The organism is Yoonia sp., from assembly GCF_036007805.1.
Classification (GTDB): Bacteria; Pseudomonadota; Alphaproteobacteria; order Rhodobacterales; family Rhodobacteraceae; genus Yoonia.
Map to the genome: position 1 here is coordinate 1 of NZ_DASYOK010000047.1, position 9988 is coordinate 9988.

9 protein-coding genes are annotated in these 9988 nt (G+C 59.1%); all 9 read left to right on the forward strand.

Translation table 11 applies throughout. The features are described from left to right. Window positions 1-122: 122 nt before the first annotated feature. The 9 genes from VGP75_RS02710 (at window position 123) to VGP75_RS02750 (ending at window position 9796) form a co-directional block, all read left to right on the forward strand. Complete coding sequence (locus tag VGP75_RS02710) at window positions 123-641, forward strand: UPF0149 family protein (RefSeq protein ID WP_327542187.1); 519 nt, start codon at window positions 123-125, stop codon at window positions 639-641. A gap of 664 nt (window positions 642-1305) precedes the next feature. Then, window positions 1306-1821, forward strand: coding sequence for a nucleotidyltransferase domain-containing protein (locus VGP75_RS02715; RefSeq protein ID WP_327542188.1), 516 nt, complete (start codon window positions 1306-1308; stop codon window positions 1819-1821). A 223-nt stretch (window positions 1822-2044) separates the two neighbouring features. Then, window positions 2045-3391, forward strand: a complete 1347-nt coding sequence (locus tag VGP75_RS02720; RefSeq protein ID WP_327542189.1) for an ABC transporter substrate-binding protein — start codon at window positions 2045-2047, stop codon at window positions 3389-3391. A 64-nt stretch (window positions 3392-3455) separates the two neighbouring features. Next, window positions 3456-4751, forward strand: coding sequence for a carbohydrate ABC transporter permease (locus tag VGP75_RS02725; protein ID WP_327542190.1), 1296 nt, complete (start codon window positions 3456-3458; stop codon window positions 4749-4751). Next, window positions 4748-5575 carry a carbohydrate ABC transporter permease gene (locus VGP75_RS02730; protein ID WP_327542191.1) on the forward strand — a complete coding sequence of 276 codons (828 nt, stop codon included), beginning with the start codon at window positions 4748-4750 and terminating at the stop codon, window positions 5573-5575. The genes VGP75_RS02725 and VGP75_RS02730 overlap by 4 nt, the downstream gene beginning before the upstream one ends. After that, window positions 5575-6618 carry an ABC transporter ATP-binding protein gene (locus tag VGP75_RS02735; protein ID WP_327542192.1) on the forward strand — a complete coding sequence of 348 codons (1044 nt, stop codon included), beginning with the start codon at window positions 5575-5577 and terminating at the stop codon, window positions 6616-6618. The genes VGP75_RS02730 and VGP75_RS02735 overlap by 1 nt, the downstream gene beginning before the upstream one ends. After that, complete coding sequence (locus VGP75_RS02740) at window positions 6615-8033, forward strand: glycerophosphodiester phosphodiesterase (protein ID WP_327542193.1); 1419 nt, start codon at window positions 6615-6617, stop codon at window positions 8031-8033. The genes VGP75_RS02735 and VGP75_RS02740 overlap by 4 nt, the downstream gene beginning before the upstream one ends. Continuing rightward, window positions 8026-9045, forward strand: coding sequence for a LacI family DNA-binding transcriptional regulator (locus VGP75_RS02745; RefSeq protein WP_327542194.1), 1020 nt, complete (start codon window positions 8026-8028; stop codon window positions 9043-9045). The genes VGP75_RS02740 and VGP75_RS02745 overlap by 8 nt, the downstream gene beginning before the upstream one ends. Continuing rightward, window positions 9035-9796, forward strand: coding sequence for an inositol monophosphatase family protein (locus tag VGP75_RS02750; RefSeq protein ID WP_327542195.1), 762 nt, complete (start codon window positions 9035-9037; stop codon window positions 9794-9796). Before VGP75_RS02745 ends, VGP75_RS02750 begins: the two co-directional genes overlap by 11 nt. Window positions 9797-9988 lie beyond the last annotated feature (192 nt).

Here is a 9988-nt window from a genome sequence, read left to right on the forward strand (position 1 = left end):
CTATCTGGCGCACCACAACGCCAAGCCGAAGCCCTTCAAATGGACCAAATCGGCGGAGGACATCCTCGCCCGAGAGCGCCGCGCGCTGAACGCCCTCAATGAAATTCGCGGGAACCGGTAGCATGCGTCAGACTCGGAACACTCTAGATCACCTCAGCGATATACTGAATGCGTTGCCCACCGAACACTTTCCCATGACGCTAAGTGAGCTCAATGGGTATGTAACAGGCATTCTGGCTTGCCCTGAGATGATCCCACCCTCGGAATGGCTCCGGGGGGTTTGGGGCGAAACTGGCGAGGCAGAATTCCCTGACCAGAAGACCGCCGAAAAAACGATCGGCGCCGTCATGGAACATTACAACTCAGTTGCCGAGGCCTTGACCCGGACGCTCAGCATCGAACCCGTCTACGAAATTGACGCAAATAGCGACGAAATCCTATGGGAGCCTTGGGTGGATGGGTTCATCCGAGCGATGGGCCTACGACCTGATGCTTGGTCAGGGCTGCTTGATCGGGCCGATGAAGATACTCGTTCGACAATGATTTTTCTGATGGCGCTGCAAGACATTTACACTGGCAATAGCAAACTCACGGATGAAGAGATCGATGAACAAGCGCCCGACCTGATCCCGATGGCTTGAACGCACAAAACTGGCTCTCAAGGTGGATTCTTGAGTGGTTTAGTCAAGAATCCACCAAGTCAAAAGCGAGCCAGTTTAGGCAGCCAGGGAAGCAAACCGCAACACAGCATTTTGCGTCCAAATAAGAGCGCCCACTTGAGACAGGCTGATCGGATGTCAGATCCTTGAAATAGACGCCCGCGATTTCACTGCAAAAATTGAATCGCTAAGCAAGCGGTACGCTGTCTTGGAACCAGATGAACCCGGCGCTGAAAAGGGGTTTGGGTGCGTCGCTCACATGTCCCAAGGTGCCGGGGAGCCGACCGTCACAGGATAAGCACGAATAAAGCAGGCATCACTACAAGTCAGATCCAGCGCAAAGAGGGATGCCTTCTGCTCGACCACGCCGATCAAGACCGTCGCCTCTCCAAAATCTGCTCGGGCGTGGCCGAGGGCCGCGCTACCCTTTGAACTCAAGGTAACTGCCCGCAGGTTTCTGCGCGCAGAGATTGTCGCGGCCGAAAGCGAGGACCAGCTCTTGATTATGTGTCAACGTAAATTAAAGGTGACCAGCATAAACATTTAAAAATGACTCGTTACGGCGGCCCTTATCCAATTCCCTCGGGCTGGACGGGGAGTGAAGCGCCGCCGGGCGAATGGCGGCGACACCTAGGAGGATCGGGAGATGCAGGCAGAGCTGGCCCTGGCCCTTTGGGCCTTGTTCGAGGAGAACGATCTGAAGGTCTGCCTTGACGGTGGCTGGGCCGTGGATGCCGCGCTTGGCCAGCAGACCCGTCCGCATGGCGACCTGGATATAGCCCTGCCGGCATCGCGGGTGCCCGCGCTCAGGCGGCTCCTGTCGGGCCTAGGGTTCGAAGAAATCCCGCAACCAGATTCGTCGGAACACAACTTCGTCTTGCAGGACCGCGACGGCGCGCAGCTTGACGTGCATTCCTACGAACTGAACCCTGACGGCAGCAATCGGTCGGGTGTCGCATACATCGCCGATCACCTGTCCGGCGAGGGCTGGATCCTCGGTCACTGGGTGCGTTGCGTGCCCCCGGAATGGCTTGTCCGGTTTCATTCGGGATACGACCTCGATGACGACGACTGGCACGATGTCCGGCTGCTATGCGAGAGATTCGCTATCCAAGTTCCTGATGATTTCGCGCCTTTCCTCGACAGGCATTCCAAGGGGTGAAACCTGCCTGACATGGCGTCGCTCCCCCTTGTGTCAGTGCGATCCAAGCCCCCCGAAGGTTGGCGCGGGGTGAAATAAAACTGTCATGTAAGTCTGTTACCTCCACGATGTGCACGGCAATGACGTCGTGCAGAGAAAGGTTCTTACAAACTGTGGGAATCAAGGGATCGTTTTTGCACACGTGTGCACAAGACACGTGAACTTATGCAGAGGAGAATGAGATATGGCGAACCTGATGCGGACTTCCGCTCTTGTCGGTGTGTTGGTGGGGTCGGCTGTGCCGGCATTTGCCGAGGACATCAATATCACGATCTGGGCCGGCGGCTCGAATGACAGCGACAGCTACAGGATCGAGGCAATCGAGATGGCTGCTGACATCCTAGAACGCGAATACGCGATTTTGGGTGAAGAGGTGAACATCACCGTAGAGGGCCGGCGCGATTTCACCGGTTGGGACGAGTTTAAGCAGGGCGTCACCCTTGGTGCCGAGGCAGGGACCGCTGCAAACATCGTCGTGACGTCGCACCTCGACATCGCACCGTGGAGCCAGGCAGGATATATAGTTCCGGTCGAGGATTATGTAGACCTTGATGCCTGGCCACTTTCCAACGTTTATCCGAACCTGATGGAAATCGCGTCCTATGCAGGCACCCAGTGGGGCATCCCGCAGGATTCCGAGTCGCGCCCCTTCTTCTTCTGGCGCGAGACGATGGCCGCGCTGGGCTATAGCGAAGACCAGATCGACGCTCTGCCCGACATGGTAGCAAGCGGCGAATACACGCTTGCCAACGTGCTCGAGGACGCGACCCGCGCCGTCGAGATGGGCCTCGTCGAAGAGGGCTATGGCTTCTATCCGCGTGTGTCGAATGGCCCGGATTACGCGCAGTTCTATCAGTCCTTCGGCGGCGAGCTGGTCGATCCCGAGACCGGCAAGCTGGTTCTTGATACGCAAGCAATGACCGAGTTCTATCAGTTCTTCGTAGATGCGGTTGATGCGGGCGTGACCCGTAAGAACCATATCGGCACGGATTGGAACGTCTGGTATAACGAAGTGGCTAGCGGCAAGGCCGCCTTCTGGCACGGCGGAACCTGGCATTTCGGCCGGTATGCGTCTGAAGGCAACGACGACTTCTGGGGCACGATCCAGTTCTCGCTGATCCCGGCAGGCGACGAAGACGGCCGCGCGAACACGATCACGCATCCGCTGGTCTACCTGATCATGGACCAAAAAGATGACCGGATCGAGGAAGTCGCGGCCCAACTGATCGCCATCGCGACCGAACCGCGGCTGAACACCCTGCATGCGATCCAGTCCAACCACTTGGCCGTTGCAGAGGCACAGACCGACCTGGATCTCTATCGGGGCAACCGATGGGCGTCCGAGGCGACCGAGGTCCTTCTGGCCGCGGCCAATGCGCAGCCCAACCACCTGGATTACGGTGCGTATTCCGAGGCGATGTTCAGTGGTCTTGAAGCGGCTTGGACCGGTGTCCAAACCCCCGAGGAGGCCATCGCCGAAGTCGAGGCCCAGATGCGGGCCACCATCGGCGATGACCTGATAGTCCGCTGATCGACACATCAAAGGCAGGGTGCGTTTTTTCGCGCCCTGCCACCAAGACTAGGGGGCCCGAGCCATGAAAACACGTCTGCTGGCACTGGGGTTTCTGTCACCCGCGCTTATCGCGGTGTTCTTCTTCTTCCTTCTTCCGGTCTTGTTAACGGTTGTGTTCGCCTTCACGAACATGTCCACCTCGACAGGGATCATGGGCGGCGCCTACCAGATTAACTCGACCCAGATGGGGAACCTTCACGATGCCGAGGTGAGCTCGGAAACGATCGAAAAGCTCGAGTCGGCGGGCTACAGGATTACCGAGGCAGGGCTTGCGGCACTGGCCGAGGAATTCAGCGAAGATACCGCCGAGCAGTTGCGCGAAGATTTCATGGCAGAAACCTTCGAGGCGCGACGCGACCTTGAAAGCGTGCTGCGCAATCTTGATACGCCCATACGAAACACCCGTGACCGAAAGGCCGCCGCAGACCTGTTCGTCTCGACCGTGCTGGGCACAAGATTCGCGACCGCAGAAGCATTTCGCGCATCGCTGGAAGAGACGAGGATCGACCCGGCCGACCACGACGCCCTGACCGAATTCGCCTATACTGGTTGGATCTGGACGTCTGGTAACTTCTCGCTTCTGATGGAGCTGCCATCAACCCTGCGCTATGCGGCGAACACGGCCTTTTACGTGGTCTGCACGCTGGCTTTCAACATCCTGTTCGGCCTGTTCCTCGCGATCTCGACCTTTTACCTGCCGGGAAAATTGGCCAATACATTCCGTGCAATCTGGTTCCTGCCGCGCATCCTGCCGCCTGTCCTTTATGTGCTGATGTGGAACTGGTTCACTTGGGACCAGGGTTTCATCGCGACGGTGACTGGCTGGTTCGGTGTGCCGCAGCAGAATTGGATGCTTCACACCTCGACCCATGCCTGGACCGCGGTGATCCTGATCAACGGATTTGTTGGCGCCTCGCTGGGGATGATCCTGTTCTCTTCGGCGATCAAGGCGATCCCGACCTCGATGCTCTATGCCTCTGAGGTGGATGGCGCCAATCGCTGGCAACAGGTGCGCTACATCATCCTGCCGCAGATGCGCTGGCCGATCCTGTTCATGACATCTTACCAGACGCTCAGCCTTCTGACGTCCTTCGAATACATCCTTCTGGCCACAGATGGCGGGCCCGGACGGTCGACTGAGGTCTGGGCACTGGCCGCCTATCACACGGCGCTGAACAATTATGCCGGCAACCTACAATACGGGCTGGGTGCGGCCTATGCGCTGGCACTAGTGTTCATCGGGATTGCCTTGTCGATCCTCTATCTGAAGTTCTTCAACTTCAAGGAATTGCTGTCCAAGCCGAGGATTGAACAATGACCGGAACACCGCGCATCTGGCCCATTGTCTTGATCCTTGCGATCTTTTCTACTCCACTCGTTATCATGTATCTCTACCAGGTTATCGACAGCGTGGCCTCGCCCGACCCAGGCTCACTTATCCCCGGCAGGATCGACATGTCGAACTGGCGCTTCCTTTGGGAAAGGATCGACACAGGCCGACCCACGATCTGGGCGGTAACATTTAACACCTTCGTCTTTGCCAGCACCACGGCCTTTCTCGTGACCCTTCTTTCGACGACCGCGGGCTATGCACTGTCACGGCTGAACATGCCGGGGCGACCCTATTTTCTCGGTGGGCTGATCATCTTGCACGCCTTTCCGACGATAACGCTGATCATCGCGATCTTTATTATCCTCCAAGCGATGGGTCTTTTCGACACGCTTCTGGGCATCATTCTCGTCAAGGCCGCGCTTGAGCTGCCATTCGGCGTCTGGATCATGAAGGGCTTCTACGACACTGTACCATGGGAGATCGAGATAGCCGGCGTTCAGGATGGCGCCTCGCGGTTCCGCGTCTGGTGGGAACTGGTGATTCCGCAGGTGAAACCGGGTCTCGCGGCGCTTCTGATCATCTCGTTCCTGTCGGGCTGGTCGGAATTCGTGCTGCCCCTCGTGCTGGCACCTGGGTCAAGCACACAGGTGCTATCCACATTCATGAATGCTGTGATCCAAGATGACGCGACCGCGGATTTCGGCCTCTTCAAGGCGATCGGGATGTATTACTCGATCCCAGTCATCGTCATCTATCTGATCTTTCAGAAACAGCTGATGAACATCTACGGCGGAGGGACAAAAGGTTAATGGAACTGAGGCTCACGAAATTCACCAAGGCCTTTGGGCCGGTCACTGTCATTGAAAACATGGATCTGACCGTTGGTAGCGGCGAGATGCTAGCCCTGCTGGGACCATCAGGGTGCGGCAAGTCTACAACGCTTTTTGCGATCTGCGGCATTCACAAGATGACCAGCGGCAAGCTTCATTTCGGGGATCGGGACGTGACCGCTGTTCCGGCGCAGCAGCGGTCTGTCGGCGTGGTGTTCCAGAACTATGCGCTTTATCCGCACATGACCGCCGAACAGAATATCGGCTTTCCCCTCAAGGTCATGCGCCACCCCAAAGCTGAGATCGCGGCCGAAGTCCGGCGCCTTGCAGATCTCGTCCAAATCGGAGAACTGCTTGACCGGCGACCGGCCCAGCTTTCGGGCGGGCAGCAGCAACGCGTGGCTCTGGCCCGCGCGATGATCAGGAAACCGGATGTTCTCTTGCTTGACGAGCCGTTGGCCAATCTTGACGCCAAGCTCAGGCTCGAGATGCGGGCTGAGATCCGGCGGATCCAGCGCGAGACTGGCATCACCGCGATCCTCGTCACCCATGATCAGGTCGAGGCGATGTCGATGTGCGACCGGATCGCCCTGATGAAGGATGGCGAGATTGTCCAGCTTGACACACCCAAGCAGATGTATGCCAATCCGCAATCGCAATTCGTTGCGGGATTCCTCGGCAATCCACCGATCTCCTTCCTGCCTGCCCAGGCGGAAGAGCAACTGGTAATCGGTCGGGGACAGGCGATTAAACGTCCCGACGGGCTTGAAGCGCGGGGCGAGGTGGTTCTGGGTATCCGGCCAGAATATTTTGGGCCCCAGCACGGGACTGGTCTTTCCGGCGAGGTGATTTTCGTCGAGCCGCAAGGCCGCGAAGAACTGGTCGATGTGCGTCTGGAAACCGGCGGCATGCTGCGCGCTATCCTGCCGGCCGGCGATCCCGTGCGTCTGGGCGACCGTGTGAACTGGGGCGTATCGTCCCGCAACATCCTGGCCTTTTCGACGGACGGAGATCGACTATGACGACCGCTGAACTGCCTGCGAGGCCCTGGTCAATCGCCCATCGCGGCGCCTCGGCCTACGCGCCGGCGAACACTCTGGCCGCCTTTCGCAAGGCGGCCGAACTTGGCGCTGATATGTGGGAAATCGACATCCGGACCACCGCAGACGGCGTGCCAGTTGTTCACCATGACGCCACTCTCGACGACGGGACCCGGCTCGACAGCCTCACGCGGTCTGCCTTGCGCGACCAGATGCCCGATTGTCCCGACCTTTCCGAGGTGGTGACCCTTGCCAGCGAACTGGGCGCGGGGCTTTATGCCGACATCAAGGACGAGGAGGCAGCGCTGCCGACGCTGTACCTGCTTCAGAATGCGGCAATCGAGCCCGTCATTCTCGGCGCTTTCAGCACGGCCATTGTCGATGCTCTCCGCTCCGCGGGCAGCCGTTACCCTGTGGCCGCGCTGGTGCCGCTGGGGGCTGATCCGCACGATCATGCGGCGGGGGCCGACGTGATCCACCTGTGCTGGGAGCGTCTGCCAGCCCCTCAGGACACCCTCACACCCGCTTTTTTTACCCGTGCCTTTGCCGATGGTAAACGCGTTGTCTTGTGGCATGAAGAGGATCCAGCTCGCATGGCCGCAATCCGCACAAAACCGGTGACGGGGATCTGCTCAGACATGCCTGAACTAGTCAACCCGTTTCGCCCACCTTCCAATTACCCCTTCGGTGTGGTCTGTCACCGGGGCGCCAACCGGATCGCACCGGAAAACACGCTGCCTGCACTGGAATGCGCGCTGGCAGCGGGATTCAGCCATGTGGAGGTCGATTTGCACAGCACCGCCGATGGTGAGATTGTAGTGATCCACGACCCCAATCTTGACCGAACCACCAACGGCATCGGCCCCGTCACCGCAAGAACGTTGGATGAGTTGCGCACCCTTGACGCAGGGTCATGGTTCGACCCTTTCTTCGCTGGTACACGCATCCCCACCTTGGAGGAAACCATGGCTCTTGTGGCGCGCTACGACGCTCGGGCGTATCTCGAACTGAAATCAGCTCCTCCCGGCCCAGTTCTGGAACGGGTCAAACAGACAGGAATGCTCGACCGCGTCTTCTTTTGGTCTTTCAACCGCGATTCTCTGCGAGAGTTGCGCGGCTTGAGTGCCGATGCCCGGATCATGGCGCGGCGCGAGGATTACGGCTCCCTGTCCGAGACTCTGTTGGATTACCACGCCGATATTATCGAGTTCCGTCCCGATGCCGATCCTCTCGACATCGCTACCCTGCGCGGCAGCGCAATCATGTCAATGGTGGCCTATATGGGCAGCGACATCGACATGTTCGACCGGATACTTGCAATGCGGCCCGACAAGTTCAACCTCGACCACCCGTTCACCTTTGCGCGTCATGCGCTCCGGGCCAGCCGCAATGGTTAGGGACCTGCCCCGAAAGCCCACCTCCTTTGACGTGGCGCGCCTTGCCGGTGTATCACGATCGGCTGTTTCGCGGGCCTTTACGCCGGGAGCGTGCATCTTGCCTCAGACCAAGGAAAAAGTCACGAAGGCCGCGACCGAACTGGGCTACCGAGTCAATTCGTTGGCCCGCAGCCTGCAGCAGGACCATTCCGGCATTGTCGGTCTGGTTGCCTCGCGGCTTGATACGCCGCTGCGATCGCATCAGGTCGCCAGGCTGAGCGAACAGTTAATCCGTGAAGGGTTGAAGCCGATGCTGATAACGGCTGAGCGGCCGGATCACGTGGGCAAGCTGATCGAATCCCTTCTGGGCTACAACGTCGCCGGCATGATCTTCACCTCCGACACGCCGCCGCCCGCCCTGATAGATGATTGTGCCCGCTTCGGATTGCCGGTGGTGCTCGTCAACCGGCCTGGAAATTCTGGCTGGGGTGACCGGGTCGTGGCCGACAACGAGACAGGCGGATTCATGGCCGCGCGTCTGCTGATCGAATGTGGCGCCACACATCTGGGATGCCTGATGCCCAGGACTAAGACCTATTCGGTCTCGGGCCGGGCCCGCGCCTTCATCAGCTATGCCCGGTCACAGGGCTTTCCAATCGAAACATTTCTTGCCGAAGACCAGAGCCATGCCCGGTCGCGCGCCAATATCGCCGCGATCGACCGGGTGGTTCTCGACCGGATCGACGGTCTCTTTTGCGCCACCGACCTGATGGCGATGGGCGCACTCGATGCCTTGCGAATCGACCACGGCATTGCCGTGCCGGACCGGATTCAAGTACTGGGCTTTGACGATATCGAACAAGCAGGCTGGGGCGCCTACGACCTGTCGACCATCAGCCAGGACATCGAGGCGCAGGCAGCAACTGTGGTTCGCCTCCTGATTGAGCGGTTGTCGGGCGATGTCTCCGGCAACAAGCTCATCAAAGAGCCACTCAAAGCAACACTTCGAGGAACGACGCGACATGCGCGATGATCGCCTTAACTCAATGCTGGACATGGCCCGCGAGGCCGGCATCATCGCACAGGAGATGCGGACCCGTCCCGACAGTCTCAAGATCCAGGAAAAAGGCCCGATGGATCTGCTGACGGCAGCCGACCTCGCCGTCGAGGCCCTGTTGCGCGATCGCATCCAGGCACTGGAGCCCGGTGTCGCGATCCTTGGTGAGGAAGGCGGCCTGACCGGCACAGGGGGCGAGATTTGGATTCTCGATCCCATCGATGGTACGGTGAACTTCTCCCGCGGGACGCCGAACTGGGCCATCTCAATCGGCAGGTTCGACGGGATTGCGCTGACCCACGGGGTCATTCATGCACCCGATCTAGGAATGACGGCCTGGGCGCGGCGCGGGCTGGGCTGCTACCTCAATGACAGGTTAGTCACCTTCGACCCGGCTGTCGTCGACAATCCGATCATGGCGCTGGGATATTCGCCGCGCACACCGTTGCAAGACTATTTCGACGAGATCGGTGCACTTCTGGATGCGGGGATCGAACATCGGCGCTATGGTGCGGCGACGATCTGTTTTTTGGGTATTCTGGCCGGTTGGTTCGACGCCTTTCACGAAGGGGAGCTAAACATCTGGGACGCGGCAGCGGGTTTGCTTCTGGTCGAGGAAGCGGGCGGCGTGACGACCCATGATCCGTTTGAGGCCTTCATTACCGGACCCTCGAGGGTCACCGCGCGCAATGCGGGTTTTCCGAAGGGCATTACCGGCATCAGCTGAGGCGGGCCACCTAGACTGAACCGTATCCCATTTGGGTCAATGCGTTGCAAGGGACACGTGGGGGACGGGCCGCTGAGCCGGTCAGCAAGTTGAAGGAGGACTATGCTACAGCTGGAAACAAGTCCCTTCCTTTTCGTACTCAACATCACAGCTGCGGCCGGGTTGTTGGTCAGGGCGATCAGGGCCGTTCGC